Here is a 26644-nt window from a genome sequence, read left to right as displayed (position 1 = left end):
GCACAGGTGATTCCATGAAACTTCTTTGCGCACCCGCGTCCCCGTTTTCCAGCAAGGTACGGATGGCAGCGCGCCATCTCGGCATCGAGCTCAACGAAATCCGTGTCGATACCAATGCTGGTCCGGCCGTGCTGATCGACAACAATCCGCTCGGCAAGATCCCGACGTTGCTGACCGACGACGGTGAAGCGATCTTCGACAGCCGCGCCATCATGCACCATTTCAACCGGCTGAAGGGTAAGAAGCTTTATCCTGCCAAGGACAGCAAGCGCACCGAGGCCGAAGTGCTGGAAGCGCTTTGCGACGGCACCAGCGAGTGCCTCCTGTCGATCGTCTACGAACGGCGTTTTCGCAATCAGGACAAGCAGCACCAGCCCTGGATCGACCGGCAGTGGACCAAAGTGAGCCGCTCCCTCACCCATCTCAACGCTGAACCGCCGAAGTTCGGCAAGAAGCTACATGGCGGGCATTTCGCATTGGCCTCCATGCTGGGCTATCTGCAACTGCGATTTGAGGGACAGTGGGAAGCGGACCACGCAGACCTGATCGATTGGGCACGCAAGTTCGAAAAGCATTTTCCGGACTATCAGGCGATGAAGCCACAAGGCTGACGCCGTCCGCTCAGCTCTGGCGGACACCGTCGATCTTCACGAAATCGACAAAGGCGCGCAAGGCCGTCGGCAACTGCCGGCGGCTGGGATAATATAGGAAGAAGCCGGGATAATACGGGCACCAGTCCTCCAGCACACGGATCAGCCGGCCATCCTGCAAAGCCGGCAGCGCAAGATCTTCGAACATGAAAGCAAGACCGGAGCCATTGATGGCGGCATCGAACATCATGTCGAGATCGCCGAGCGTCAGCGGCCCCTGTACCTCGATCTCCAGCTCGATGCCACCGCGTTCGAACTCCCAGCGATAATAAGTGCCGCTCGGGAAACGGTAGCGGATGCAGGGATGATCTTTCAGATCATGCGGCGTGAGCGGTTTAGGGAAACGTTGAAAATGTTCGGGCGAGCCGACGATCGCTGTCCGCTGACGAGGGCCGATGGCGATGGCGATCATATCGGCGGCGATGCTTTCTCCGAACCTTATGCCGGCGTCGAAACCGCCTGACACAGTGTCCACCAGCCCATCGTCGACCACAATCTCCATTTCGACGGCCGGATAAGCCCTTAGGAATCGTGACACGATCGGCAACAACACCATCTTGGTGGCGGGGCGTGGCGTATTGATGCGCAGCTTGCCGTAGGGCTGGCCACGGAATTTATCGAGATCATCGAGCGCATCGTCGATATCGAGGAAAGCCGGGCGGATACGCTCGAACAGGCGCTCGCCGGCCTCCGTCAACCCGACACCGCGAGTGGTGCGATTGACCAGCCGCACATCCAACCGCTCCTCGATCGCCCGCAGCGAATGGCTAAGCGCGGAAGCGGTCACGCCGAGCCCTACCGCAGCCTTGCGAAAGCTGCGGTGTTGGGCGATGGCCAGGAAGATCGCCAGATCGGCCGAACGGGTGCGTCGCATTGATGAAATTTTCTCAGTACTTTATGGAGGAGAAAGTAGATTATCTCAACTATGCCATCAAGCTACCTTTCTCCCGCAAACAAATTCCACCCACGGAATTTTAAACCCACGAAGGAGAAAGTCATGCGCGTTTGGTTCATTACGGGCGCTTCCCGCGGCTTCGGCGCCCTTATCGCCCGGGAAGCCCTCAATGTGGGCGACGCCGTCGTTGCCACAGCCCGCAATCCCGCCGGCCTGGCGGAGAAGTTCGGCAATCATCCGAATCTCCTCCCCGTCGCCCTCGACGTTTCGAACGAGGCTCAGGCCCATGAAGCCGCAGCGGAAGCGGTCAAGCGCTTCGGCAGGATCGACATCCTTCTCAACAATGCCGGCTATGGGCTCTTAGGTGCAGTGGAAGAGGCAACGGCAGAGGAAATCGAGAAGCTTTACGCCACGAACGTCTTCGGCCTGCTGAAGGTTACCCGCGCCGTACTGCCGCACATGCGCCGGCAGCGTTCCGGTCATGTGATCAACACGTCCTCGATTGGCGGCTACCAGAGCTTTCCCGGTTGGGGCATCTATTCCTCGACGAAGTTCGCGGTCGAGGGCCTCTCCGAAGCAATGGCGGTGGAACTGCAACCGCTCGGCATCAAGGTCACTGTCGTCGAACCCGGCTTCTTCCGCACTGACTTCCTTGACGAAAGCTCGCTCGCTGTCAGCCCGAGCTCGATTGCCGACTACAAGGACACGCCTGCCGGTGCCATGCGCGATTTCGCAGCCGGTCACAATCACGGCCAGCCCGGCGATCCGGCACGGCTTGCAAAGTCGATGGTCACGCTCGCGCATTCGGCCAACCCGCCGCTGCGCATGCCGTTCGGAACCGATACGATCGGCGCGATCGAGGCCAAGAATGCATATGTCGCCAAGGAGCTGGCCGACTGGCGTGAACTGGCCGCTTCCACGGATTTCCCGAAGGTCGCCACATAAATATGCGGACTATGAAACAGAAAAAGCCGGGGCACGAACCCCGGCTTTTTCGTCAGATTATGCCATCAAATTATTAGAACTTGACGCCGATACCGACCTTGACGCTATTCTCGTCGTATCCGCGCGAGAAGCTGCCGGAGTCGAGGTGGAAATCCTTACGACCGTAGTCCGTGAAGCGATATTCGAGACGAGCGGTAATGTTGTTGGTGATGAAGGTTTCAGCGCCGGCACCGACCGTGTAACCAACAGCCGTCTTGCTTTCAGACGAGGTAGCGTCCTCGAGCTTGTTCTGGCCGAGCGCCAGACCAGCCGTGCCGTACAGCATAAACGGGTTGAAGTCGTAGCCGATACGGCCGCGAACGGAGCCGTTTACACCGTTCTTGGCGGTGAGGCCGTTGCGGGTCGCTTCAGAGTCGGCATAGCCGAGGTCACCTTCAATACCGTATACGATCTGGCCCTGCTGCCAGTTGTAGCCGGTGAAAGCCGAGCCACCCCAAGCATAGGAGTTACCGTTGTGGTTGAAATGACCCATGTTGTAGCTGCCGGTGCCACCGATGTAGAAGCCCGACCAGTTATTGATCGCCGGCGGAGCCTCCTGGGCAACGGGCGGTTGCGGAACCTGTTCCACAGCGTCGGCTGCATGAGCCGCAGTGAAGCCGCCGAGAGCGAAGCCAGAGACCATGAGGGTCGCAATAAGAGTACGCATACTTTTCTCCTTTCAGTCCCGTGTTCTTCGTCTACTGTCCTCGACTTCGAAGCACCACGAGCAATTACTAGATGTCCCTCCCGGATCGACACTGAAATTGGAATGCAATTGAGGAATTCGAAGAGCTAAAATATGATATCATTGTGGCACAGAGGTGGCTGAATTTCGATGTTGCTTGACTGCAACAGACGAATTGTTAACCATAACCATTAATTAAAGCGTGTATACTTATCTATGTTGAAATATAACTGTAGTTTTACATAAGTTGATTGCGTCGCTTCGCGCTGCAAACGCACCTTTTCACATGGTGTATCGACGCCCTATATGAGCCCCGTTGGGTAATGGCGACGAAAAAGGCGACATCTTGAGCCAGGAAAAACTACGCACGGCGCTGATAACGGGTGCATCAAAAAGAATAGGCCGCGCAATCGCAGAGGATTTGTCGGCTAATGGCTTTGCGGTGGCGCTGCATGCCAATCAATCGCTCGCCGAAGCGATCGAGCTTGTGGCGAAATTGCGGCAGCAGGGCAAAAAGGCGGTTGCGATCAAGGCGGACCTGCAAAATTCGGCGGAAACATCGACGCTGATCGAAACGGCTGTTGCGGAGCTAGGACCGCTGGATCTGCTGGTCAACAATGCCTCCATTTTTCAGGGCGATTCCGCCGACCATTTCGACGCTCAAGCCTTTGACGCGCATTTTGCCGTGCATGTCCGCGCGCCTTCGATTCTTGCGGCGGATTTCGCGCGCCAGCTTCCGCAAGGTGTTCCAGGGCTGATCGTCAATATAGTCGACCAGCGCGTGTGGGCGCTAAACCCGCGCTTCTATTCCTATACGCTGTCGAAGGCCGCTCTGTGGACTGCGACCCAGACGATGGCGCAGAGCTTCGCACCACTCATCCGCGTCAACGCCATCGGCCCGGGTCCCACGGTGCGCAGCGTCCGCCAGACCGAAGAGGACTTCCAGGCGCAGATTGATGGGCTCATACTGAAGGCTGCGCCCGGGCTCGAGGAATTCGGCCGCACCGTCCGCTTTCTTTTTGACACGCCTTCGATCACGGGCCAAATGATAGCGCTCGATGGCGGCCAGCATCTTGCCTGGGAAACGCCTGATGTGGCGGAGAGCATGGAATGAACGGACGAAAGCTGCTCGATGGCGGCATTCTCTATGACGAATCAGGGGACATTGAAGACGACATCGAGGTGGAAGGCGATGCCGGCGCCTCCCCTGTTGTGCCCATAGACTGGAATGAGGGCGGCAAGAACGAAACCGGCCTTCGGGGCGCCGAATTGATCGCGGAATTCGTCAAGCGCCTGCCGAACAATCCGGGCGTCTACCGCATGTTCAACGAAGACGGCGACGTACTCTATGTGGGCAAGGCACGCAGCCTAAAGAAGCGCGTCGCCAATTATGCCATGGGCCGGGTGCATTCCAACCGTATCGCCCGCATGGTGCGCGAAACCGCCAACATGGAGTTCGTCACCACCCGCACCGAGACCGAAGCGCTGCTGCTGGAAGCGAATCTAATCAAGCGATTACGGCCGCGCTTCAACGTATTGCTGCGGGACGACAAGTCCTTTCCCTACATTCTCATCACCGGTGATCATCGGGCGCCTGCGATCTTCAAGCATCGCGGCGCGCGTGCCCGCAAGGGCGATTATTTCGGTCCTTTCGCCTCGGCCGGCGCCGTCGGCCGCACCATCAATTCGCTGCAGCGCGCCTTCCTGATCCGCACCTGCACCGACAGCGTTTTTGAAACACGCACCCGGCCCTGCCTGCTCTATCAGATCAAGCGCTGCTCGGGGCCCTGCACACGTGAAATCAGCGATGAAGGCTATGCGGAGCTGGTGCAGGAGGCGAAGGACTTCCTGTCCGGCAAGAGCCAGAACGTCAAGGCGCACATGGCGGAGGCAATGAACGCCGCCGCCGAAGACCTCGATTTTGAGCGCGCCGCCATCTATCGCGACCGGCTAGCTGCGCTGTCGCATGTGCAGAGCCATCAGGGCATCAACCCCGCCGGCGTCGAAGAAGCCGATGTCTTCGCCATCTATCACGAAGGCGGCATCTCCTGCATCCAGGTCTTCTTCTTTCGCACCGGTCAGAACTGGGGCAACCGCGCCTATTTCCCGAAGGCCGATCCGTCGCTTTCTGGCGCCGAGGTGCTGAATGCCTTCCTTGCGCAGTTCTATGACGACAAGCCGGTGCCTAGGCAGATCCTTCTGTCGGAGACGGTCGAGGAGATCGAACTGCTTGCCGCCGCGCTCAGTGAAAAGGCAGGCCACAAGGTCACGATCCTGGTGCCGCAGCGTGGCGAGAAGCGCGATCTGGTCGATCATGTCGTCGCCAATGCCCGCGAAGCGCATGGCCGAAAGCTTGCAGAGACCGCCTCGCAATCGCGGCTGCTTGAAGGCTTCAAGGAGACATTCCAGCTTCCCTACGTGCCACAGCGCATCGAAATCTACGACAACTCGCATATCATGGGCACGAATGCAGTCGGCGGCATGGTGGTGGCCGGACCAGAAGGATTCGTCAAAGGCCAGTACCGCAAGTTCAACATCAAATCGACCGACATCACGCCCGGTGACGATTTCGGCATGATGCGCGAAGTCATGACCCGGCGCTTCTCCCGCCTTTTGAAGGAAGAGGGAAAGCCGGATCGGAGCTCGAATACAGAAACTGCAGCCGCTGACGCAGCGGATCGGCCCTTCCCCGCCTGGCCTGACGTCATCCTCATCGATGGCGGCCAAGGGCAGATGACCGCCGTGCGCGCCATTCTCGAAGAGCTCGGCATTACCGACAGCGTCATTGCCATCGGTGTCGCCAAGGGTGTCGACCGCGATGCCGGACGCGAACGCTTCTTTGCATCCTCCCGCGAGAGTTTCACCCTGCCACCGCGCGATCCTGTGCTCTACTTCATCCAGCGCATGCGCGACGAGGCGCACCGTTTTGCCATCGGCTCGCACCGGGCCCGGCGCAAGAAAGAAATGGTGAAGAACCCGCTGGACGAAATCGGCGGCATCGGCCCCTCGCGCAAGCGGGCGCTGCTGCAACATTTCGGCACCGCCAAGGCCGTGTCGCGCGCGGCGCTCTCCGATCTGATGGCTGTCGAAGGCATATCTGAAGCCGTGGCGCGGCAGGTCTACAACCATTTTCACGAGGACGCCGCGAAATAAAAAAAGCTGGTCGCAAATTCCACGCAATGACGATGAAAAAACGGAAACAATATTGACGGTAAGGTCCTCGAACCGCCATCTAGGACATGATCCCCAAAAGTGCGGAACGGTTTTTGGATAAGATCATGCTAAATCAAATAGCTGAGACGAGATGACGCCTTAGGGACAAGGCCATTTTGGTCCAGTGAGACAACCGAAACGAAACGATTTCCATGGCTTCGCGCACATACAGCATTCCCAACCTGCTCACCTATGGCCGCATCCTTTGCGTACCGTTGATCGTCCTGTGCTTTTTCATCGAGGGCAAACTGGACAGCTCCGATTTCGCACGCTGGGTTGCGCTGTGGATCTTCATCATTGCCTCGATCACCGACTTCCTGGATGGCTACCTCGCGCGCATCTGGAATCAGACCTCGAATATCGGCCGCATGCTGGACCCGATAGCCGACAAGCTGCTCGTCTCGGCAATCCTGCTGCTGGTCGCAGCCGACGGCACCATCGCCGGCTGGTCGCTTTGGGCAGCCATCATCATCCTGTGCCGCGAAATACTGGTCTCGGGCCTGCGCGAATATCTTGCGGCGCTGAAGGTCAGCGTGCCGGTGACGCGCATCGCCAAATGGAAGACCACCGCACAGCTAGTGGCCATCGCTTTCCTCCTGGCTGGGCCGGCCGGCGACAAGGTGGTACCCTATACGACGGAGATGGGCATCGTCCTGCTCTGGGTCGCAGCACTGCTGACCATCTACACTGGTTATGACTATTTCCGCGCCGGTTTGAAGCATGTAGTGGATGAAGAATGATGACGAAGCTCGTCTATTTCGCCTGGGTGCGTGAAAGGATCGGCAAGGGTGAGGAAGAAATTTCGCTCCCCGCAGAAGTGATTACCGTTGGCGATCTCCTGAATCATTTGAAGACGTTAGGCGAGGAATACGAGACGGCGCTTCAATTTCCCGAGGCGATCCGCGTGGCCATCGATATGGAACATGCCGATCATGACGAGCGGATCGCCGGAGCCCGAGAGATCGGGCTGTTTCCTCCTATGACCGGTGGGTGATACCCATGGCTGCCGCGCTGTTTGTCAGGGTTCAAGCCGAGGATTTCGATCTTCAGACCGAGATCGACCGTCTCACCGATGGGCGGCGCGATATCGGCGCGGTCGTCACCTTCTCCGGTCTCTGCCGCGACGAAGGCGGAACGCTCGGCGCGCTGGAACTAGAACATTATCCCGGCATGGCGGAAGCGGAGATCACCCGCATTGCGACGCTCGCCATCGAGCGCTTCGAACTTGGTGGCCTGACCGCCATTCACCGCTACGGCAAGATTGCGCCCGGAGAAAACATCGTCCTCGTCGCGGCTGCCGCCTCGCACCGGCAAGCCGCCTTCGACGGCGCCAATTTCGTCATGGATTTCTTGAAGACCTCAGCGCCCTTCTGGAAAAAGGAACATGCCAAAGACGGCAAGGAAGGCGATTGGGTTTCGGCCAAGGACGCGGACGATGCCGCGCGGGCCAGATGGGCCGATGAAGAATAGGCTCTGGACCGCAATTGCTCTAAGGAACCACACGCTCCCGCCGGCTCAATACCAGCAGCAGGACAAGCAGCGAGAAGATTACGAAATCGCGCCAAAGGAACGGTCCGTAAGCACCCCACATGGTCTCGAACAGGCCAAGCAATGCCGCGCCGCCCGCCGACTTCAACGGATCGGAATAGCCGCCGACAGCGGCGATCATCAATACCTTCAGCCCGAACATCAAGCCGGCGCCGAAATCCATCGTGCCGTAATAGGAAGTCGCAAGCAGGCCGCAGAAGGTCGCGACCAGTGCCGAGGCAACATAGGCCAGGAGAAAAACGCGATTGGCGCTCGTGCCACAAAGCTCGGCGGCCAGCGCATCGTCCGTCACCGCCCGCCAGACACGGCCCCATCCGGTATATCTGAGGACATAGGCCCCGCCGAGGATCACGAGAACCATCAGCGCCGTGTTGATGAGCTGGATCTCGGTCAGTGTTACCCGGAAACCGCCGCTATTCCAGAAGACGATCATGTCGTTTAGGAAGGGCGGCAGCCAGATGCCACGCGTGTTGGAAGCCAGCCGCGCCGTTTCCATCAGTATGATCATCATACCAAGCGCTGCGACAATGATCGTGTTGGGCGATTTGCGTGACAGCGGCAACATGATCGAACGGCCGATGAGAAAGCTCGAACCCAAGGTATAAGCAAGCGAGATGGCGGCACCGAAGGCGAGGGCGGCCGGCAGAATGAGAAAGATCCTCGTGTAGCCGACGTCGGTAAACAGGACCAGCATCTGGCCGGCAAAGGCAAAAAGGGCACCATAGGTGATATCGGCCCGCTTCATCACACCGAAGGCAACGGCATAGCCGAAAGCCAGCGCCGCATAGAGTGCGGCGAGCGGAACGGCGTTCGCCAGTTGCTGCAGGAGATAGGCCATGGAACCTCCGGACGTCGGCGAATAATAACTAGTAAAATCGATTTTACCAGTTATAATTTCAAGCATGAGTTTTACCTGGACCCCACATCGATTTTCCGGCGGCGCATTGGCGCTGGACGTCGCCAACAGCGTGATCCTGCGCCATGACGACGAGCGGCGCACCGATCGTTTCGAGGCGCCGGGACAGATGGAGAGCTTTCCAAGAGCGGCAGTAAATTTCTGTGCCGAGCGGGCTTTGTTCGGCGATATACTGCCGGTGGGGCAGGAAAACAGATCCGACTTCATCGACTTGCGCGAGGCGATCGACGCATATTTCCGCGCCCGCATTCTGGATCGTAACGTAGATGGACTGCTGGCCGATTTGCTGGAGGCGCTGTCTAAGGTGATGCGAGGCGCCGCCTTGTCCGACGGGCTCGACGCCGCGACGGTGCATTCCACGCTGAGGCTGATTGCCATGCCCGATCCGGATCGCATGAAAATCTGCCGCAACTGCGGCTGGCTGTTTATCGACCGCAGCAAGAACAAGAGCCGGGCCTGGTGCGACATGGCGGTCTGCGGCAACCGCGCTAAGGCGAACCGGTATTATCGCCGCAAGAAGGAGGAGAGCCCACCATGAGAACCAAGGCGATCGTTTTGATGGCGGCAATTGCGGGCCTGGCGCTCGCCGGCTGCCAACGGCAGGCCGATAACGGCCCGACTGAGCTCAGCGGCCGGCTCTTCGTCTTCAACTATCGCGTCGCGAGCGCGAGCTATATGATTACGCTGAAGAAGATCGCACCAATCCCGGAAGGCACGACAGCAGTCGCGGAATTCGAAAACCCGATGGGTGGCGATCCGCTGGTGGTGCGCGAGAAGATCTATACGTTCTGGGACAAGATCACGCTCGAAAGCCCGGATCTGCGCTGCGTGCGCAAGGACCGCCCCTATTCCGTCTCGATCAAGCTGGTCGATGCGAGCGACAAGACGCTCCAGACCATCAAGACCGAAGTGAAATCCGATCTCGACCAGACCGTGCTGCCGACAAGACCGCTTGTCGTCGGCCCGAGCTATACGAAGAACCCGGATGTATTCAAGGCCGACGGCAGCGTTGACTATGGTCACGACGAGGCTTGCCCGGCATGATAAAGCCGGGGCGTTTGACCCCGGCTTTCTTCTGTTAATTCAATTGCTTCAGCGCGCAGGCTGAATGACTGATTCAGCCAACAATTTCGGTTTCGGAGAACCAGTAAGCGATTTCGATCGCCGCGGTTTCCGGAGCGTCCGAGCCGTGAACGGAGTTTTCGCCGATCGACAGAGCGTGGATCTTGCGGATCGTGCCTTCTGCAGCATTGGCCGGGTTGGTCGCGCCCATGATTTCGCGGTTTTTCAGGATGGCGCCTTCGCCTTCGAGAACCTGAACGACCGTCGGGCCGGAGGTCATGCCTTCGACGAGTTCACCGAAGAAAGGACGTTCCTTGTGAACGGCGTAGAAGCCTTCGGCTTCGCGCTTGCTCATCCAAACGCGCTTGGAAGCGATGACGCGCAGGCCATTGTCCTCAAAAATCTTGGTGATGGCACCGGTCAGGTTACGCTTGGTTGCATCCGGCTTGATCATCGAAAAAGTGCGTTCAATCGCCATGGGTCAATTCCTTGTCATCAGAGAAAAGTGGGCGGTGTTTACCCGCCCCACAGCCTGAAAACAAGGGGGATGCGCCAATTTCACGCTGCTGTCACAGTCTGGATGACTGATTCGGCGCGGGGCTGGCGGCGGCCGGCAACCATCAGCAAATTTCATGGGCATCAATCAGCCCTATCGACCCATTCGTATTCTAATCTTGCTTCGTTGCCCTAGGGGAGAGGTCGGAATGCTTAGACATTACAGAATGTTCGCGGACTACAATCGCTGGGCTAATGCTCTGCTTTACGATGCTGCCGCTGAACTCAGCGATGCCGAATACCGCGACGAATGCGGCGCCTTTTTCGGTTCGCTGCACGGCACGCTCAATCATCTGCTGGTCGGTGACCGCGTCTGGATGCACCGCTTCACCGGTACCGGAGAGGCAGCGAAGGCGTTGGACGTGATCTTGCATGACGATCTCAGGGACCTTCGCGTTGCACGAGAGGCTGAAGACCTGCGCATCATCCACTGGTTAGATACGCTCGATAGCGACGCGCTTGCTGCCGAAATCACCTACACACCCATTACCCGGCCAGGTACCATCACCCATCCGTTGGCGCCGGCACTCACGCATTTCTTCAACCATCAGACCCACCACCGCGGCCAGTGCCACATGATACTGACGGCAATTGGGAAGCCCTCGCTATGTCTCGATCTGATCTATTTCCTGCGTGGAGACGGTCAGCGCTGGATGTAAAGCTCAGCGTGAGCCACTATCCTGCGATACAGCCACGCGTTGCTCGATTGTCTAATTTTGCTGCAGGATCACATCGATATGATATTTCGTTCATGCCGTATTAACCCGAGAGCCTGCAGGTTGACGAGATATATCAGCCGGCAGGAAAAAGAGAGAAGGCATGAAGAGTTCGCAGGCGAGCGTTTCAGCATATCCCATCGGCCATGACGACAGCGAGGCAGCGACTGATCTCGAGATGATCGGCCACTATATGGCCAAGCTGAGGGTCAAGGCCCTGCCGCGCAACTACCAGCTTTTCCACGAAGCGCTCCACGGGTCGGATCGCAGGATCGCCAGCGAGATCGCTGCACTCGGCCCTGCCCCTTCGCAAGCCAGTCTCGACGATATCGGCCTGAAATATCGCCTCGTCAGCCATTGTGGCCTCGTCGCCCGGAAATCGGAGACCGATGCCGCCGAGATGCTGCGTGAGGTGGCCGATCAACTGGCCGAGGGGTTGATGAAAAAACAGAGATTCGCCCGCAAGATCGAGACGGCGCCGCATGCCACCGCCGCGATGGACAGCCTCAATGCGTTCCTCAGCAATCTGCTACTCTACGAAACCGAACTGACACAGAGGCTGAAGGACTGTGCCGGCTTGCCGCCTCAAGCAGGCGACAGTCGCGCCTAAGCGCTCTCCGGCTCTTGCCTTCGGCGCGGAGTTCGGCCAAAACCGCGCCATGATTTCAATTTCTGAGCTTTCCGCCCGCATTGCCGGCCGCCTCCTCATAGAAAATGCCAGCGTGACTCTTCCGGCCGGCACGAAGGCGGGGCTTGTCGGCAAGAATGGCGCCGGCAAGTCGACGCTGTTTCGCGTGATCACCGGCGATCTAGCCGCCGAAAGCGGCTCGGTCTCCATCCCGCGCAATGCCCGTATCGGTCAGGTGGCGCAGGAAGCGCCTGGCACTGAAGAGCTGCTGATCGAGATTGTGCTGAGGGCCGACAAGGAACGCACCGCCCTGCTCGCGGAAGCCGAAACTGCGACCGATCCTCATCGCATCGCCGACATCCAGACACGACTTGCCGATATCGGCGCGCATTCCGCCGAAGCCCGCGCTGCCAGCATCCTCGCTGGCCTCGGTTTCGACCATGAAGCACAGCACCGCCCCGCCTCCTCCTTTTCCGGCGGCTGGCGCATGCGCGTGGCGCTTGCAGCCGTGCTGTTCTCCGAACCGGACCTGTTGCTGCTCGACGAGCCGACCAACTATCTCGACCTTGAAGGCACACTGTGGCTGGAGGACTATATCCGCCGCTATCCGCACACGGTCATCATCATCTCGCACGACCGCGACCTCCTGAACACGGCCGTCAATTCCATCGTCCATCTCGATCAGAAGAAGCTCACCTTCTATCGTGGCTCCTACGACCAGTTCGAGCGGCAGAAGGCGGAGGCCGACGAACTGCAGATGAAGGCGAAGGCGAAGAACGAGGCGGCACGCAAGCACTTGCAGAGTTTTATCGACCGCTTCAAGGCCAAGGCCACGAAGGCGCGGCAGGCGCAATCGCGTGTCAAGGCGCTGGAGCGCATGGGCACGGTCGCCGCCGTCATTGAAGACCATGTGATGGGCTTCAGCTTTCCCGAGCCGGAAAAGCAGGCGGCCTCGCCGATCATCGCCATTAGCGGCGGCGCGGTCGGCTACGAGCCCTGCAAGCCGATCCTGAAACGCCTTAACCTGCGCATCGACGCCGACGACCGTATCGCCCTGCTCGGTTCGAACGGCAACGGCAAATCCACCTTCGCGAAATTCGTTTCCGGTCGTCTCAATGCCGAAAGCGGCGATGTGAAGCTGGCGCCGAACCTGAAGATCGGTTTCTTCGCGCAGCATCAGCTCGACGATCTGGTCCCAAACCAGACGGCAGTCGAGCATGTGCGCCGCCGTATGCCAGACGCGCCGGAGGCGAAGGTACGCGCCCGCGTCGCCCAAATGGGCCTTGCGACCGAGAAGATGGATACGCAAGTGAAGGACCTTTCTGGCGGTGAAAAGGCGCGGCTGCTAATGGGTCTTGCCGCCTTCGATGCGCCGAACCTGTTGATCCTCGACGAACCGACCAACCACCTCGACATCGACAGCCGCAATGCGCTGATCCAGGCGCTGAACGACTATTCCGGCGCCGTCATCCTGATCTCGCACGACCGCCACCTGATCGAGGCGACAGTCGACCGGCTGTGGCTGGTGCGCGACGGCACGGTTTCCAACTTCGACGGCGACTTGGAAGACTATCGCAGCCTCGTCGTCGCCAGCCCGAAGCCCAGGGACGACAAGGCCAAAACGAACTGTGCCGACGATTCCGTCTCCAAGGCGGATCAGCGCAAGCTAAATGCCGACCGTCGCGCCTCGCTCGCGCCGCTCAAGAAAAAGATCAACGAAATCGAATCCTTGACCGGCAAGCTGGAGAAACTGATTCAGGCGCTTGATGCGGAACTTGCAGATCCCGCTCTCTATGAAAAGACGCCTGCCAAGGCAGCCGAGAAAGCCAAACAGCGCTCCGACGCGGCGGAAAAGCTTGCCGCTGCCGAAGAGCAGTGGCTCGAGCTCTCGTCGGAGTATGAGAGCGGGATGGCCGGTTAGAATCGGTTAATTCCTAGGGCATCTCCACGCCAATCCTAACCGATCCTTAACCATAATCGGAAAAAATACGCCCAACATTCATTGCCATATATTGTTGAGCGATTCCATGCCTTACCGTCTTTTCCTGGCCGGCCTTGCCGTGGCCTTATCTCTTGCCGGTTGCGCCACAAAGCCGGGCAACGACGCGTCGTTGAAGACGGGTTATGCCGCGGAAGAGCCCCATCACAAGCGATTGAAGGCCAACGACCCCGTCGACATGGAGCCGACCAAATGGGCTGGCGCCGAGCTTGAAACCAGGGAAACGATCGATACCGGCAGCCCGCATCACCTAGCTGGACGCACGCTGGAAGTTGCCTCGCTGCGCGACCTCAAGCTCGCCGACAAGGAAGTCATTCTGAGCTTCGATGACGGTCCGGCACCGGGCAAGACCGAGCGTATCCTTGCGACGCTGGACAGATTCGGCGTCAAGGGGACCTTCATGATGGTTGGCGAGATGGCGCAAGCGCACCCGGCCACCGCCCGCAAGGTCTTTGCCGACGGCGACACCGTCGGCAGCCACACGTTCCGCCATCCCGATCTCGACAAGATGAGCTTCGACATGGCGATGGCCGAGATCGCCCGCGGCGAACACGCGGTCGCCAAGGTCATCGGCACGGATGTCTCCTTCTTCCGCTTCCCCTACCTCGCCGATTCCAAGCGCCTGCGCACCGCGGTCGCCATGCGTAACCTCGTCGTCATGGATGTGGATATCGACAGCAAGGACTATTTCAACTCGACGCCATCTGCTGTCGTCGCGCGCACCATGGATCAGCTGCACAGGCGCGGCCGCGGCATCATCCTGATGCACGACATCCACCAGCGCACTGCTATCATGCTGCCGACCCTTTTAGCGCGCCTCGAAAGAGAGGGCTACAAGGTCGTGACGCTGAAGTACAAAGGCACCTCGGTACCGACAACCAATCTGGTTGCCGAGGCCAGCATCAGGGATACGCGCTGAGGTCGGGATAAACCTCCGAAAACTGTGAGACCTAGTACATTCGGGGAAGCCCTGTTGCTTCCCCGAATGTATTTTGATTTGATTATATATGATTCACTTCATCAATGGCGTATCAGGTACCTTATGAATCTCTATCTCGAGCATGCCGACGATCCACTGACCCTGCAATTCGTCGCCGAGAGGGATGCACAATCTGAGCAGGTGCTGATGACGCCCGAATTCGAGGCGGATAGTGCGGCGATCAAAGCGCTGATAGAGCGTGAAGACCGGCTGATCCAGGCGGTACGACGTGGCAAGTGGCTGTTCGACTTCCATCGCAGCCCAAATCACCCCCTCGGCATGTGGTTCCGGCTGCCGGCCGATCTCACCCCCTTGCCTAGCGCGCCCTGGGAGCCGATCTTCGATCTCGATGCGTTCTGCGCGGCAGAGAACAAGCTTTGGCTTTGGCGCGGCGCGATCACCTGCCCCTGGGAGCCGACGCGGGTACTGCTTTGCCTCTCAGACGGCGGTTCCGATCTTGGGCGTCTCCTGGAGTTCGATTGCGAAGCCAAGAGCATCGTCGAAGGTGGCTTCGACACGCCGCCAGCGCGTTGCCATGCGACCTGGCTCAGCCGGGACGAGATTGCCTATTTCGGCTCTATCGACCGCCTTTCCTCGACGCGCTCCGGCTGGCCTCGCGTCGGCCGCCGGCTGAAGCGCGGCCAACTGCCGTCGAAGGCACCCCTGCTCTACGCGACCGCCGATACCGACGTCTACGGTTCGTGCCTGGTCTTCGATCCGGTGCTTGCCGGCATTGCAAAAAAAGGCATGGCCAAACCGATCCGCCTGTTCATCACAGGCCATCAAATCGGCAGTTCCAGCGTTTTCGTCAAAGAGCAGGATTTTTCACTGCGACGCATCGATCTGCCGAAGGATATCGATGTCCAGCTCAGCTATTTCTATTGCCTCTGGCTCGCCAAGACCGATGAGCGCATACCCGCCGGCAGCCTCGCGATACAACCCTTGCCGCCCCAGGCCACAGACGCCGGCGCGGAGGCCATGCGCGTACTGTTCGTGCCCGGCGAACGTCAGTCAGTGGCGCAATTCCTACTGATGCGCGAATGGTGTGTGTTCGTGGTTTCGGACAACCTGCGGCCGCGCCTTTTCGTCTTTGATCTGACCAAGACGGATGCGGCGATCCAAGAAATCGCGCTACCGGCCGATGTCCAGACGGTGACGGTCTGGCCGCTTTATTCCGATCTGCATCTCGGTGATGACACGCTGCAGGTCTACGGTGAAGGCTTTCTACAGCCGCCCTCCTGCTATCGCCTGGACCTTGCCGACCGCAGCAAGCCGCTTGAACTCGTTCACACCGCAAGTTCGCCGGCCTATTTCGATACCGACGGCATGACCTCCGAATTGCTCGAAGCTACTTCCGAAGACGGCACGAGGGTGCCGTACCGGCTGGTGTTGCCAAAGACGTGGGCCGAGGGCGAACTGCCAGTGCTGATGTACGGCTATGGCGGCTTCGATTTCTCGGTCCGTCCACAGTATTCCGGCGTCATCGGCCGCTGGCTCGAACAGGGCGGCGCCTATGTACAGGCCTATATCCGCGGCGGGGGCGAGCTCGGCCCGAACTGGCATCGCGCCGCCAAAGCCCATGGCCGTCACAGAGCCTTTGCCGATTTTGTTGCCGTTGCCCGCGATCTCGTCGCCCGCAGCTACACCAAGCCGTCGCGCATCGCCTGCAATGGCGGCAGCAATGGCGGGCTCCTGACCGGTGTGATGCTCACGCGCTATCCACGCGACTTCGGCGCCGTCTGGTGCCAAGTGCCGGTGCTCGACATGACGCGTTTCCATGTCTTCCCGGCCGGCCAGGCCTGGATCGATGAATATGGCAATCCAGACGATCAGACGGATCGGGACTACCTGCTTTCCTATTCGCCGCTGCAGAATCTGAAGCCGGCGTCGGAGATCAGCTACCCGCCGATCTATATCGAAAGCTCCAGCAATGACGACCGTGTTCATCCCTCGCATGCACGGCGGTTTGCTGCACGCATGGAGGATCTTGGTCATCATCCACTATTCCACGAATTCCACTCGGGTGGCCATGGCGGCGACGGCGCATCGACACAGCTCGCGGCGCGTATAGCGCTAGGCTACAGTTTTCTTCGGGAAACGATCGTGAAGCCGCGCGACATCTAAATATTTAGGCAGCCGCGAATATGTACGATTGCGCGTCCAGCCAGGCGTTGGCCGGAGATGTTGAACATCTTGCGGACGACGGCGTTTTAGGCGTTGACCAGCACGGCACCCAGTGGATCGCTCGCAATTACACTTGCCCGGCCTTGCCCACCTGCTGCTTTCTGATAAAAGATCATACAAATAATCATACTAATCGAGAGACACCCCATGTCCCCCATCAACCTCGCGATCGTCGGCGTCGGCAAGATCGTCCGCGACCAGCATCTTCCGTCCATCGCGAACAATCCGGATTTCAAACTGATCGCCACCGCAAGCCGCCATGGCACGGTCGACGGCATCCCGGCCTTCATATCCATCGAGGCCATGCTGGACGCGGTTCCCGGGATCGATGCCGTCTCGCTCTGCATGCCACCGCAATACCGCCACGAGGCCGCCTACAAGGCTCTCCAGACCGGCAAACATGTCTTCCTGGAAAAGCCGCCGGGCGCGACGCTGAGCGAAGTGGCCGATCTCGAGACGCTCGCCAAGGCGAAGGGTGTTTCCCTGTTTGCCAGCTGGCATTCGCGCTATGCACCTGCTGTCGAAGCCGCCAAGGCCTTCCTCGCCGGGACGACGATCAAGAGCGTCCGTGTCATCTGGAAGGAAGACGTCCGCCACTGGCACCCGAATCAGGAATGGATCTGGCAGGCCGGCGGCCTCGGCGTCTTCGATCCCGGCATCAACGCGCTGTCGATCGTCACGCACATCTTTCCGCCGCTTTTCCTGACGGGCGCAGTCCTGGAATTTCCCGAAAACCGCGATTCTCCGATCGCTGCCGACCTGCATTTCAAAAGCGCGGAGGGTTTGCCCGTACACGCCGAATTCGACTGGCGCCAGACCGGCAAGCAGAGGTGGGATATCGTCGCCGAAACCGAGGCCGGCCAGATGGTGCTCTCCGAAGGCGGCTCGAAGCTTTCCGTGAACGGCGAATTGAAGTTCACCGCCCCCGAGGCGGAATATCCTTCGCTGTACCGACGCTTCGCCGAGATCGTCAAAGCCGGCACGTCGGATGTCGACCTCGCACCGCTTCGCCACGTCGCCGACGCCTTCATGCTCGGCAAGCGCAAGTTCGTCGAGGTTTTCTACGACTAAACCCCATAAACCATGAGATGCGCCGCGCCGAATGTTAAACTGGCGCATCTTCATGGATGAGGAGATATGTCGTGCCGTCGGAAAGCGAGGAGAGTTTCGGGCAGGGTGTGAAGCACAAGCTGGTCACGCTGGCCGCGCCGAAACGCCCAGTGGCAGGAGGCCTATTCGCAGGAAGAAGCCGCCATCCGCAAGGTGCTCGGCGAACTCGCACTCGATATCCAGCATTTCGGCAGTACGTCGATGGCGGCCATCAAGGCCAAGCCGATCATCGATATCGCGTCGGCGTCAGGCGTTTCGACGATGGATGGAAGCGCTCGGCTACGACTACGCCGGCAACGACATCGTACCCGACGATCATATTTTCGGACGCGGCAGCAAAGGCGAGACGCGTACCCATCTCGTACACATCGTCGAATATCGCGGCGCCAATTGGACCCGTTTCATCCTGTTCCGCGACAGGCTCCGCGCCCGATCCGATCTTGCCCAAGCTTACGAGGCATTGAAGATCGGGCCAGCCGACGAATATACCGACAATCGAGCCGCCTATACGGAAGCGAAGAAAGCGTTTATCGATGAAGTCGTTGCGGCGTCTTTCGACTGAGCCTTGTCTTGACCCCAGTGGGGACAGAGAGGAATGATTAGGCCTTCTTCTCCCAACGCCCCTCCTGGGTCTGCTGCCAATAGGTGAGATTGTGCCCCTCGCCCTTCAGCTTCTTCCACTGCGCTCGGGCGCCTTCCAATTGTTCCTGATCGTAGCCGTCGAACATGAAGACGACACGCTGATAGGTCTCGATGGCTGACGCCTCGGCACCGTCGACGAAGAAGCGGACGGAGGCCCTGTTCGGGTTGTCGGGCGCGACGGTCAGCAACACCGGCTGCTTGTCCGGCATCTCGCTTTCATCCGTGCCGTGCGGTAGAAAGCTGTCCTCGCGATAGGTCCAGAGATGGGCGTCAAGCGAATCACGCCGCGCCGGCTCGCGCGTCTGGATGGCAACCTGCCAGCCGCGCTCGACACTTTTGTCGATCAGAGGCGGTAGGGCATCCTCCAGCTTCGATTCGGTCAAGTGATAGAAGAGAACGTCGGTCATGCCGTCCCTTCTATCTCAAATACCTTCGTAGGTCACGATTCGTAGTTCGCGCGAACGAGCTCATCGAGGAGTCGCACGCCGAAACCCGAACCCCAGGATTGGTTGATCTCATCCTGGATCGAGCCCATCGCCGTGCCAGCAATGTCGAGATGCGCCCACGGCGTTTCCTGCACGAACCGCTTGAGGAACTGCGCGGCAGTAATCGAACCGGCATGTCGGCCGCCGGTATTCTTCATATCGGCGAACTTGCTGTCGATCATCTTGTCGTAGTCCTTGCCGAGCGGCATGCGCCACAAGCGCTCATTGGTGGCAAGGCCGGCGGCCGTCAGCTCGTTCGCCAGCTTATCGTCATTGCAGAACAGGCCGGCATGCAGATTGCCGAGCGCAACCAGAATGGCACCGGTCAGCGTCGCAAGGTTGATCATGAACTGCGGCTTGAAGCGGTCGTTGCTGTACCAGAGCGCATCGCAGAGAACGAGCCGGCCTTCGGCATCCGTATTGATCACCTCGATCGTCTGGCCCGACATCGAAGTAACAATGTCGCCCGGACGCTGGGCATTGCCGTCGGGCATGTTTTCGACCAGGCCGATGACGCCGATGGCGTTGACCTTGGCGCCACGGGCGGCGAGCGTGTGAATAAGGCCCGTAACGGCGGCGGCTCCGCCCATGTCACCCTTCATGTCCTCCATGCCGGCGGCCGGCTTGATGGAAATGCCGCCGGTGTCGAACACCACGCCCTTGCCGATGAAGGCGACCGGCTTATCCTTCGGCTTGCCGCCCTTCCATTGCATGATCACCAGGCGCGGAGGACGCACGGAGCCCTGCGCCACGCCAAGCAGCGCGCCCATGCCGAGCCGGCGCATCTCACGCTCCGTCAGGATCTCCACCTCGACGCCCAACTTTTCCAGCGTCTTAGCTTTGGCGGCAAACTCTACCGGACCGAGAACGTTTGGCGGCTCGTTGACGAGATCGCGAGCCAGGATAACGCCGTCGGCGATCGCTTCCGATGCAGAAAAGAGCTTTTTTGCGGCAACGACATTCGAGGTGACGATCGTAACCTTGACGGTCTTCTGCGCGCCATTGTCTTCGTCGTCTTTCTTTTTTGTTTTGTAAGTATCGAAGCTATAGGCCCGCAGCAGCATGCCAAGAGCGAAATCGGCGGCCGCCTTGGCGCCGACCTCGACACCAGGAACGTCGACAAAGATTGCGACCTTGTCGACATTGCGGATTTTCGCGGCCGCTCCGCCACCGAGTTTCAGCCAATCATGCGCATTCAGATCCTTCGCCTTGCCGGTGCCGATGACGAAGATTCGATCGACTGGCGAGCCCTCGGGCGCCACGATATCAAGGCTGCTCAAACCCTTGGCGGTGAAACGGGCGATGCGCGCGGCCTTGGAGAAGACATTCGCCGGATCGGCGCTCTCAGCCCCCGCCGGCATCTCGCTGTCCGTGTCTTTCAGTAGAATGGCCAGGCCACCATTCAACCGAACCGATTTGGCAAAGGAAATCTCGAATTTCACAGACATTTCTGCTCCGATAACAAGCGTCGTGCAAATTAGAATTATACACTTTCGATCATTCAAGGTTTCCTCATCAAATACAAGCTTTTGGCGAGACATTCCGCGAAGAAACACCCCCGCCACATTCAAATCACTGTCATCTACGGCCTCTAGGCTAACAACTCAGCTACTAGGTGCTGCGGCCCGGCCGGTGCGATCATTTATCGGGAAGCCACATTGATCATAGATTTCAGCAGCTTCGATCGCCGGGATCGTTTCCCCGAAATCCTCCGACCGCGCTCGGCGGGAGATGCCTTTGTCGTTCTCTTCTGCCTCTGGTGGATATTGCTCGGGCTGTTTTCGCTTTTTCCGCAGATCGATCTTGCCGTCGCCAATATGTTTTTCCTGCCGGAGCCTTGCGCCATTCCCGCGAGGATTGGCCAGATCTGCGGCATTTTCCCTTACGGTGACGACCCGCACATGCGCCTGCTCAGGGAGATTTTCTTTCAGGCTCCCTATCTCGTTGCAATGACACTCTGTTGGATGCTGGTCCAGTGCTGGCAGCAGCACGGTGCAACCTTCAGAACGTTAAGGGCCCGCAATCTGAAGATCGCGCTCGGCTCGCTGCTCCTCGGCCCTGTGCTGATCGTCAATCTCTGGCTCAAGGCCTTCTCAGGCCGTCCGCGGCCTCGCCAGACCGATCTTTTCGGCGGCGCACTTAATTTCGTTCATGCCGGTTCCTTCGCCGGAAAATGCGTGAGCAACTGTTCCTTCATTTCCGGCGAAGCTGCCGCCGCCGGTTGGCTGTTTTGCCTGATCTTTATCATTCCACAGCCGGCGCGAACGGCTCTTGCTCTGCCGATCGCAGCCGTTTCGATTCTCATCGCAGCCCTCAGAGTGGCTTTCGGCGGCCACTTCCTATCGGACGCCGTTCTGGGCTGGCTTTCCTCGCTGGTTGTATTTTCCGCTCTTCTGGCTCTATCCCAAACGACACACAGCAGAAGAATTTCAGAAAATTAACGAATTTTTTGCGAGTGGGTTGTCGCCAAAAAAACTCAAACAGCGTAGAGGAGGGTGAATCTCTCTGCCGGCTCGCACGGCGGGGTGTTGCGTTTAAGGGCCGGCATGAAGTTATTCGAAACATATATCGTACGGCGTGTCGGCATGATGTTCCTGGTAGCTCTGCTACCGGTGCTCGCGATCATCTGGACGACCCAGGTGCTGCAGCGCATCAATCTCGTGACCGACAGCGGCCAGTCGATTGGCTCGTTTGCTAAGCTTGCGACTCTCATCCTGCCGACGATCATTCCCGTGGTCCTGCCCTTTGCGTTGGTGATCGGCATTACGCAGACGCTGACTGCGATGAACAGCGATTCGGAACTGACCGTCATGGAGGCGGCTGGCGCGCGGCGCAGCATCATCATCCGCCCAATCATGATTCTCGCGATCGCCATCAGCGTTTTCTCTTTCGTCGTCGGCAATGTGATCGAGCCGAAGGCCCGCGTTGCGGCCCGCGAGATGGTCGCCGAAGCTTATGCCGACTTGCTCTCGACCGTTATCGAAGAGAAGAATTTCAGGCGAATCGAAGACGGGCTTTACGTGCAAATCACCCAGCGCCTGTCGGGACGAATCCTGAAAGGCCTCTTCGTGGTGGATTCGCGCGATCCTGGTTTCGACCTCATTTATTATGCCAAGGAGGGCGCCGTCGATCCGAGCGGCACTTCGCTGCTGATGAAGGATGGCGAAGTCCACCGCAAGACGCCGGACGGCAACGTCTCCGTCATAAATTTCGACTCCTATTCCTTCGATCTTTCCGATATGACGCAGAGCCGCGGTCAGGCAACGCTGCGCGCCAGCGACCGCAGCCTCGGGTTTCTGCTCAATCCGAATCCGAACGATGCGGATTACAAAGCAAAATCAGGCGACTATCGTGCCGAGTTGCACCGGCGTCTCAATGACTGGGCGCTGCCGGCAATCTTTGCTCTGATATCGCTGGTCATTGCAGGCGATGCGCGATCTCATCGTGAAGCGCGCTTGCACCCGATGGTTTCGGCACTCACCATCGCCTTCGCGCTGCGCTGGGCGAATTTTTACGCGGTAAATCAGATCGATAATGCACCCATTTTCATCGGCGTCCTCTATGCGGTCAACATCGCCACGGCTCTGATTGCCATTGCTCTGCTGTTCAGGAACAGGAAGATGTCGATGCCGGCGTCGATCCGCAACCGCGTCAGCAACTGGCGTCAGAAGATTCAGGATCGCATGCCGGTGGCGCCCGACAGCTCGAATGGGGATGGCGCATGATCTTCAGCACGCTCGGCCGCTACTTCTTCATGCGTTACGTCATCACCACCTTTTGGTTTTTCCTGGGCGTGATTTCGATCGTCTATCTTGTTGACTTTAGCGAGACCGCAGGCCGGCTCGCCGGCCTTCCCGGGTACACGGTCAGTGTCGGCTTGCTGATGACGGCCGTCAGATTGCCGTTCATCCTGCAGCAGACGGTGCCGTTTATTGCGCTCTTCGTCGGCATGACAGTGTTGATCGCGCTCAACCGGCGTCGGGAACTCGTGATTGCCCGTGCGGCCGGCATCTCCGTCTGGCAATTCATGACACCCTTCGTGATGGGCGCCTTCTTCGTCGGCCTTCTGACTATGTTCGCCCTCAATCCGGTCGCCGCATGGGGACAACGGCAGGCGGAAACGATGGAAGCCGATCTGCGCGGCGATCCGTCCTATCACAACAAACTCTCGATTCCGTGGTTGCGCCAATCGGACGGCAAAGACGACGTCATCATTGGCGCCAAGGCCATTCTCGACAACGGAACGACGCTGGTGAATGTCGTCTTTATCCACTTCGATTCACAGGGGAATATCGTTCTCAGGCAGGACGCGCAGTCGGCTAAATTGGAAGATGGTTACTGGCTTCTTAATGGTGTCGTCGAGCGCCGTCCCGGCGAAATTCCCGATCACAAGGGTACAACCAAGGTCCGTACGAATCTGAAACAGGATTTCGTCTCCGAGCGTTTGGCGCAGCCGGAAACCATTGCTTTTTATGATCTTTCTAATCGAATTGCGATTGCAAAGTCGTTTGGCATCTCAACCAAGGCTCTCGAGACGCAATTTCACTCGCTGCTGTCGCAGCCATTCCTCCTGGTGGCAATGACGCTGATCGCAGCAACCGTGTCTTTAAAATTCAGTAGATTCAACCAATCGCGCTCCGTGATTCTGGGTGGAATCCTCTCAGGCTTCGTGCTTTATGTTGTCACCGTGCTTGTAAAAGCATTTGGGAGCAGCGGAGTGGTTCCTCCTTTCGTGGCGACATGGATACCCGTGATCGTCGCTTTGGCATTCGGAGCAACGATCCTGCTTCATCAGGAGGACGGCTAAGTGGCGGCAGGCAACCGCGAGAGTATCAGGAAATTTGTCGCTGCCCTCGTCATGGGCGCGGCTGCATATGCATTTGTCATGAGCCCGGTCGTAGCTTACGCCCAGGACAACAATAATAACGCCGGCGCTGGTGCTGCGACCTCTCCCATCAAGGTCAAAGTGCCGGAAAACGCCAAGCTGATCCTTTCGTCAAACGAATTGGTCTACAACAAGGATACGCAGATCGTTACCGCAAGCGGTGCGGTCCAAATCAACTATGGCGGCTATAAGATGGTCGCACAGAAGGTTGAATATAATCAGAAAACGGGGCGGATGACGGCAATCGGCAATGTCGAGCTGATCACCCCGGACGGCAATCGCATGTACGGCGACAAAATGGATGTCACCGACAGCTTCTCCGACGGTTTCGTCAACGCCCTGCGCATCGAAATGCCTGACAATACCCGCATGGTCGCCGAAAAGGGCGAACGTGTTGGCGGCACCCAGTTGATCCTGACAAAGGGGGTCTACACTGCCTGCCTGCCCTGCTCTGAACAGGGCCGCGCGCCGCTGTGGCAGGTCAAGGCGCAGCGCGTGGTGCAGAACGGCGTAACACATACCGTCCGCCTCGAGCATGCGCGTTTCGAGCTGTTCGGCCAACCGATCGCTTACGTTCCATGGATCGAAGTTCCCGATAATACCGTGAAGCGCAAGTCCGGCTTCCTATTTCCGTCGGCCAGCATCTCGCAAAATCTCGGCTTCGGCCTGAAGGTTCCTTATTACTACGTGATCTCGCCGAGCATGGACGCGACGGTCAGCGCCACCGGTTATACGAGCCAAGGCTTGATGCTGGAAGGCGAATTCCGGCAACGCTTTGAAAACGGTACGCATATTCTGCGCGTAGCCGGTATCAATCAAATGAGCCCCGGGCAGTTCACAGCCGGCACCAGTGACGCTGAACACAAGGCGCGTGGTGTCATCAATTCGAAAGCCGATTTCAGAATCAACCCACGCTGGACGTTTGGCTGGGATGTCATGGCGCAAAGCGACAATAACTTTTCGCGCACTTATGGCATACAAGGTCTTAGCCAGAGCACCCACACGAATGACATCTATTTGACGGGTCTCGGCAAGCGCAATTTTTTCGATATGCGCGCCTTCTACTATGACATTCAGGATGCCGACAATAACAGCACTGCTGAAAAGCAGCAGGCGGTCGTCTATCCGACCATCGACTATCACTATGTCGATCCGAAGTCGGTATATGGTGGCGAACTATCCGCGAACATGAACTTCACGCACCTATCGCGCGATAAGGCCTCGGTGCTGGATAACGTCAACAATCTCGGCGACGCGAGCCTGAACGACCGCTTTCTCGGCCTTCCCGGCAGCTATACGCGCCTCAGCACGGAATTGCAGTGGCAGCGTACCTTTACCACCGATCAGGGTCTGGTTCTGACACCGCTGCTCGCAGCTCGCGGCGACGTCTACGGTCTCGATATGGATTCGCCCAACTCGTTGGGTTCGTCCTTCAGCTATCCCGGCAACTACGATACCAGTGACTATGCCACGCGTGGAATGCTGACGGCCGGCCTCGAGGCCAAATATCCCTTCCTCATCACGACCAGCGACAGCTCGCATGTGTTCGAGCCGATCGCGCAGATTTACGTGCGCCCGAACGAGACGCTTGCCGGGCAACTGCCGAACGAGGACGCGCAGAGCTTTGTCTTCGATGCGACCAATCTCTTCGACCGCGACAAGTTCTCCGGCTATGATCGCATCGAGGGCGGCACGCGCGCCAACCTCGGCTGGCGCTATACCGGCAGCTTCGATAGTGGCTACAAGCTGCAGAGTATCTTTGGTCAATCGTTCCAGCTTGCCGGGCGCAATTCGTTCGCAACGGACGATCTGGTCGCCGCCGGAGCGGAATCGGGGCTTGAAACCACCCGCTCCGATTATGTGACCATGTTCGGCCTTACTACGCCGCAGGGCATCTCGCTCTCGACGTCCTACCGCTTCGACGAAAAGGATTTCGCGTTCCGACGCGGCGATACCCAGGTCGGATTTGCGAACGACACCTTCCAGACGTCGATGACCTACACCCATATCGCCGCTCAGCCGCAATATGGCTTCACCACGGATCAGGATGAAATCCAGGGCCGCGCGCAGATCAAATTTAAAGAATATTGGTCTGTCTTCGGCACGGTCAGCTACGATCTCAACGACAGCCAGATCACCCGCCAGGGTATCGGCCTGTCCTATGCGGACGAATGCACGATCTTCAGCATCTCCTTCCTCGACAAGAAGGATACGACGAACCAATCGGGAAGCGACTGGTCTATCGGTGCTCGCATAACGTTCCGCACGCTCGGCGACGTCAATCTTGGCAACGTCCAGGAAGCAACGTTCTGAACAATCAAATCGCAAAAAGGCCGGCTTCGAAGCCGGCCTTTTTGCTTTGAATCGTTTCGCCATTCCCCCGCGTCATTGTTTCGCCGCAAGGATTTTGCAATTCGTCGTGCTTGTTGTAGATATCAGCGCAAATTTACCGTATTGCGCCAATGGCGTCCCAATGTGACGCGGTGCGGACAAGGACCTTTGGGAAGG

Annotated in this window: 25 protein-coding genes and 1 pseudogene; 20 read left to right on the top strand and 6 right to left on the bottom strand. The window is 58.6% G+C overall.

The window, feature by feature from the left end; all coding sequences use genetic code 11:
* The first annotated feature begins 14 nt into the window (after window positions 1-14).
* On the top strand, window positions 15-611 hold the full coding sequence (locus tag PY650_RS02540; RefSeq protein WP_285877498.1) for a glutathione S-transferase: 597 nt from the start codon (window positions 15-17) through the stop codon (window positions 609-611).
* 10 nt (window positions 612-621) lie between these two features.
* Here PY650_RS02540 and PY650_RS02535 read toward each other — a convergent pair whose 3' ends face one another.
* Window positions 622-1524 carry a LysR family transcriptional regulator gene (locus tag PY650_RS02535; protein WP_285877497.1) on the bottom strand — a complete coding sequence of 301 codons (903 nt, stop codon included), beginning with the start codon at window positions 1522-1524 and terminating at the stop codon, window positions 622-624.
* A gap of 123 nt (window positions 1525-1647) precedes the next feature.
* Between PY650_RS02535 and PY650_RS02530 the strand changes: the two genes are divergently transcribed.
* On the top strand, window positions 1648-2490 hold the full coding sequence (locus PY650_RS02530; RefSeq protein ID WP_285877496.1) for an oxidoreductase: 843 nt from the start codon (window positions 1648-1650) through the stop codon (window positions 2488-2490).
* A gap of 73 nt (window positions 2491-2563) precedes the next feature.
* Here the strand turns inward: PY650_RS02530 and PY650_RS02525 are convergent, their stop codons facing one another.
* Window positions 2564-3196, bottom strand: a complete 633-nt coding sequence (locus PY650_RS02525) for an outer membrane protein (protein WP_285877495.1) — start codon at window positions 3194-3196, stop codon at window positions 2564-2566.
* Window positions 3197-3560: 364 nt separating this feature from the next.
* Between PY650_RS02525 and PY650_RS02520 the strand changes: the two genes are divergently transcribed.
* The 5 genes from PY650_RS02520 (at window position 3561) to PY650_RS02500 (ending at window position 7897) form a co-directional block, all read left to right on the top strand.
* Window positions 3561-4328: an SDR family oxidoreductase gene (locus PY650_RS02520; RefSeq protein ID WP_285877494.1), complete on the top strand. Its 768-nt coding sequence runs from the start codon at window positions 3561-3563 to the stop codon at window positions 4326-4328.
* Window positions 4325-6367 carry an excinuclease ABC subunit UvrC gene (gene uvrC / locus PY650_RS02515; protein ID WP_285877493.1) on the top strand — a complete coding sequence of 681 codons (2043 nt, stop codon included), beginning with the start codon at window positions 4325-4327 and terminating at the stop codon, window positions 6365-6367. The genes PY650_RS02520 and uvrC overlap by 4 nt, the downstream gene beginning before the upstream one ends.
* Before the next feature lie 212 nt (window positions 6368-6579).
* Window positions 6580-7167: a CDP-diacylglycerol--glycerol-3-phosphate 3-phosphatidyltransferase gene (gene pgsA / locus PY650_RS02510; RefSeq protein WP_285877492.1), complete on the top strand. Its 588-nt coding sequence runs from the start codon at window positions 6580-6582 to the stop codon at window positions 7165-7167.
* Complete coding sequence (gene moaD, locus PY650_RS02505; RefSeq protein ID WP_285877566.1) at window positions 7167-7421, top strand: molybdopterin converting factor subunit 1; 255 nt, start codon at window positions 7167-7169, stop codon at window positions 7419-7421. The genes pgsA and moaD overlap by 1 nt, the downstream gene beginning before the upstream one ends.
* 5 nt (window positions 7422-7426) lie before the next feature.
* Complete coding sequence (locus PY650_RS02500) at window positions 7427-7897, top strand: molybdenum cofactor biosynthesis protein MoaE (protein ID WP_285877491.1); 471 nt, start codon at window positions 7427-7429, stop codon at window positions 7895-7897.
* A gap of 19 nt (window positions 7898-7916) precedes the next feature.
* On the opposite strand, the gene PY650_RS02495 is transcribed toward PY650_RS02500, so the two are convergent.
* Window positions 7917-8813 (bottom strand): branched-chain amino acid ABC transporter permease, encoded by an 897-nt coding sequence (locus PY650_RS02495; RefSeq protein WP_285877490.1) that lies wholly within the window; start codon window positions 8811-8813, stop codon window positions 7917-7919.
* Between the two features lie 64 nt (window positions 8814-8877).
* Here PY650_RS02495 and PY650_RS02490 point away from each other — a divergent pair, with 64 nt between their 5' ends.
* Together PY650_RS02490 and PY650_RS02485 are read left to right on the top strand one after the other, a co-directional pair.
* Window positions 8878-9429 (top strand): CGNR zinc finger domain-containing protein, encoded by a 552-nt coding sequence (locus PY650_RS02490; RefSeq protein WP_285877489.1) that lies wholly within the window; start codon window positions 8878-8880, stop codon window positions 9427-9429.
* Window positions 9426-9935, top strand: a complete 510-nt coding sequence (locus tag PY650_RS02485) for a hypothetical protein (RefSeq protein ID WP_285877488.1) — start codon at window positions 9426-9428, stop codon at window positions 9933-9935. Before PY650_RS02490 ends, PY650_RS02485 begins: the two co-directional genes overlap by 4 nt.
* A 73-nt stretch (window positions 9936-10008) precedes the next feature.
* On the opposite strand, the gene ndk is transcribed toward PY650_RS02485, so the two are convergent.
* A complete protein-coding gene (ndk, locus tag PY650_RS02480) occupies window positions 10009-10431 on the bottom strand; it encodes a nucleoside-diphosphate kinase (protein ID WP_285868963.1) in 423 nt (140 codons plus the stop codon).
* Between the two features lie 226 nt (window positions 10432-10657).
* Here ndk and PY650_RS02475 point away from each other — a divergent pair, with 226 nt between their 5' ends.
* The 7 genes and pseudogenes from PY650_RS02475 to PY650_RS02445 all read left to right on the top strand — a co-directional run bounded on the left by PY650_RS02475 (window position 10658) and on the right by PY650_RS02445 (window position 18686).
* A complete protein-coding gene (locus PY650_RS02475; RefSeq protein WP_285877487.1) occupies window positions 10658-11167 on the top strand; it encodes a DinB family protein in 510 nt (169 codons plus the stop codon).
* A 160-nt stretch (window positions 11168-11327) separates the two neighbouring features.
* Complete coding sequence (locus tag PY650_RS02470) at window positions 11328-11834, top strand: hypothetical protein (protein WP_285877486.1); 507 nt, start codon at window positions 11328-11330, stop codon at window positions 11832-11834.
* Between the two features lie 49 nt (window positions 11835-11883).
* The gene (locus tag PY650_RS02465; protein ID WP_285877485.1) at window positions 11884-13773 is read left to right on the top strand and encodes an ABC-F family ATP-binding cassette domain-containing protein; all 1890 of its coding nucleotides are present in this window, start codon (window positions 11884-11886) and stop codon (window positions 13771-13773) included.
* A 106-nt stretch (window positions 13774-13879) separates the two neighbouring features.
* Window positions 13880-14770 carry a polysaccharide deacetylase family protein gene (locus PY650_RS02460; RefSeq protein ID WP_285877484.1) on the top strand — a complete coding sequence of 297 codons (891 nt, stop codon included), beginning with the start codon at window positions 13880-13882 and terminating at the stop codon, window positions 14768-14770.
* 123 nt (window positions 14771-14893) lie between these two features.
* On the top strand, window positions 14894-16954 hold the full coding sequence (locus PY650_RS02455; protein WP_285877483.1) for a prolyl oligopeptidase family serine peptidase: 2061 nt from the start codon (window positions 14894-14896) through the stop codon (window positions 16952-16954).
* A 207-nt stretch (window positions 16955-17161) separates the two neighbouring features.
* Window positions 17162-18085 carry a Gfo/Idh/MocA family protein gene (locus PY650_RS02450; RefSeq protein WP_285877482.1) on the top strand — a complete coding sequence of 308 codons (924 nt, stop codon included), beginning with the start codon at window positions 17162-17164 and terminating at the stop codon, window positions 18083-18085.
* Window positions 18086-18141: 56 nt separating this feature from the next.
* Window positions 18142-18686 (top strand): annotated as a pseudogene (locus PY650_RS02445) (GrpB family protein).
* Window positions 18687-18723: 37 nt separating this feature from the next.
* Here the strand turns inward: PY650_RS02445 and PY650_RS02440 are convergent.
* Entirely contained in the window at window positions 18724-19173 is a 450-nt protein-coding gene (locus tag PY650_RS02440) for a DNA polymerase III subunit chi (protein WP_285877481.1), read from the bottom strand.
* 32 nt (window positions 19174-19205) lie between these two features.
* Complete coding sequence (locus tag PY650_RS02435) at window positions 19206-20699, bottom strand: leucyl aminopeptidase (protein ID WP_285877480.1); 1494 nt, start codon at window positions 20697-20699, stop codon at window positions 19206-19208.
* A gap of 210 nt (window positions 20700-20909) precedes the next feature.
* On the opposite strand from PY650_RS02435, the gene PY650_RS02430 reads away from it, so the two are divergent.
* From PY650_RS02430 to PY650_RS02415, 4 genes are all read left to right on the top strand, one after another.
* Window positions 20910-21692, top strand: coding sequence for a phosphatase PAP2 family protein (locus PY650_RS02430; protein WP_285877479.1), 783 nt, complete (start codon window positions 20910-20912; stop codon window positions 21690-21692).
* A gap of 105 nt (window positions 21693-21797) precedes the next feature.
* Entirely contained in the window at window positions 21798-22976 is a 1179-nt protein-coding gene (locus PY650_RS02425) for an LptF/LptG family permease (protein WP_285877478.1), read from the top strand.
* Window positions 22973-24058 (top strand): LPS export ABC transporter permease LptG, encoded by a 1086-nt coding sequence (lptG, locus tag PY650_RS02420; protein ID WP_285877477.1) that lies wholly within the window; start codon window positions 22973-22975, stop codon window positions 24056-24058. The genes PY650_RS02425 and lptG overlap by 4 nt, the downstream gene beginning before the upstream one ends.
* Entirely contained in the window at window positions 24059-26449 is a 2391-nt protein-coding gene (locus PY650_RS02415; protein WP_285877476.1) for an LPS-assembly protein LptD, read from the top strand.
* Window positions 26450-26644: the final 195 nt, after the last annotated feature.

Source organism: Martinezella calliandrae (genome assembly GCF_030272695.1).
Classification (GTDB): domain Bacteria; phylum Pseudomonadota; class Alphaproteobacteria; order Rhizobiales; family Rhizobiaceae; genus Rhizobium; species Rhizobium calliandrae.
This window is presented reverse-complemented; position numbering and strand designations above follow the sequence as displayed.

Bases quoted from the DNA above. Each gene is read 5' to 3' on its own strand.
- PY650_RS02540 (WP_285877498.1), top strand. From the start codon at position 15: ATGAAACTTCTTTGCGCACCCGCGTCCCCGTTTTCCAGCAAGGTACGG.
- PY650_RS02535 (WP_285877497.1), bottom strand. From the start codon at position 1,524: ATGCGACGCACCCGTTCGGCCGATCTGGCGATCTTCCTGGCCATCGCC.
- PY650_RS02530 (WP_285877496.1), top strand. From the start codon at position 1,648: ATGCGCGTTTGGTTCATTACGGGCGCTTCCCGCGGCTTCGGCGCCCTT.
- PY650_RS02525 (WP_285877495.1), bottom strand. From the start codon at position 3,196: ATGCGTACTCTTATTGCGACCCTCATGGTCTCTGGCTTCGCTCTCGGC.
- uvrC (WP_285877493.1), top strand. From the start codon at position 4,325: ATGAACGGACGAAAGCTGCTCGATGGCGGCATTCTCTATGACGAATCA.
- pgsA (WP_285877492.1), top strand. From the start codon at position 6,580: ATGGCTTCGCGCACATACAGCATTCCCAACCTGCTCACCTATGGCCGC.
- moaD (WP_285877566.1), top strand. From the start codon at position 7,167: ATGACGAAGCTCGTCTATTTCGCCTGGGTGCGTGAAAGGATCGGCAAG.
- PY650_RS02500 (WP_285877491.1), top strand. From the start codon at position 7,427: ATGGCTGCCGCGCTGTTTGTCAGGGTTCAAGCCGAGGATTTCGATCTT.
- PY650_RS02495 (WP_285877490.1), bottom strand. From the start codon at position 8,813: ATGGCCTATCTCCTGCAGCAACTGGCGAACGCCGTTCCGCTCGCCGCA.
- PY650_RS02490 (WP_285877489.1), top strand. From the start codon at position 8,878: ATGAGTTTTACCTGGACCCCACATCGATTTTCCGGCGGCGCATTGGCG.
- PY650_RS02485 (WP_285877488.1), top strand. From the start codon at position 9,426: ATGAGAACCAAGGCGATCGTTTTGATGGCGGCAATTGCGGGCCTGGCG.
- ndk (WP_285868963.1), bottom strand. From the start codon at position 10,431: ATGGCGATTGAACGCACTTTTTCGATGATCAAGCCGGATGCAACCAAG.
- PY650_RS02475 (WP_285877487.1), top strand. From the start codon at position 10,658: ATGCTTAGACATTACAGAATGTTCGCGGACTACAATCGCTGGGCTAAT.
- PY650_RS02470 (WP_285877486.1), top strand. From the start codon at position 11,328: ATGAAGAGTTCGCAGGCGAGCGTTTCAGCATATCCCATCGGCCATGAC.
- PY650_RS02465 (WP_285877485.1), top strand. From the start codon at position 11,884: ATGATTTCAATTTCTGAGCTTTCCGCCCGCATTGCCGGCCGCCTCCTC.
- PY650_RS02460 (WP_285877484.1), top strand. From the start codon at position 13,880: ATGCCTTACCGTCTTTTCCTGGCCGGCCTTGCCGTGGCCTTATCTCTT.
- PY650_RS02455 (WP_285877483.1), top strand. From the start codon at position 14,894: ATGAATCTCTATCTCGAGCATGCCGACGATCCACTGACCCTGCAATTC.
- PY650_RS02450 (WP_285877482.1), top strand. From the start codon at position 17,162: ATGTCCCCCATCAACCTCGCGATCGTCGGCGTCGGCAAGATCGTCCGC.
- PY650_RS02440 (WP_285877481.1), bottom strand. From the start codon at position 19,173: ATGACCGACGTTCTCTTCTATCACTTGACCGAATCGAAGCTGGAGGAT.
- PY650_RS02435 (WP_285877480.1), bottom strand. From the start codon at position 20,699: ATGTCTGTGAAATTCGAGATTTCCTTTGCCAAATCGGTTCGGTTGAAT.
- PY650_RS02425 (WP_285877478.1), top strand. From the start codon at position 21,798: ATGAAGTTATTCGAAACATATATCGTACGGCGTGTCGGCATGATGTTC.
- lptG (WP_285877477.1), top strand. From the start codon at position 22,973: ATGATCTTCAGCACGCTCGGCCGCTACTTCTTCATGCGTTACGTCATC.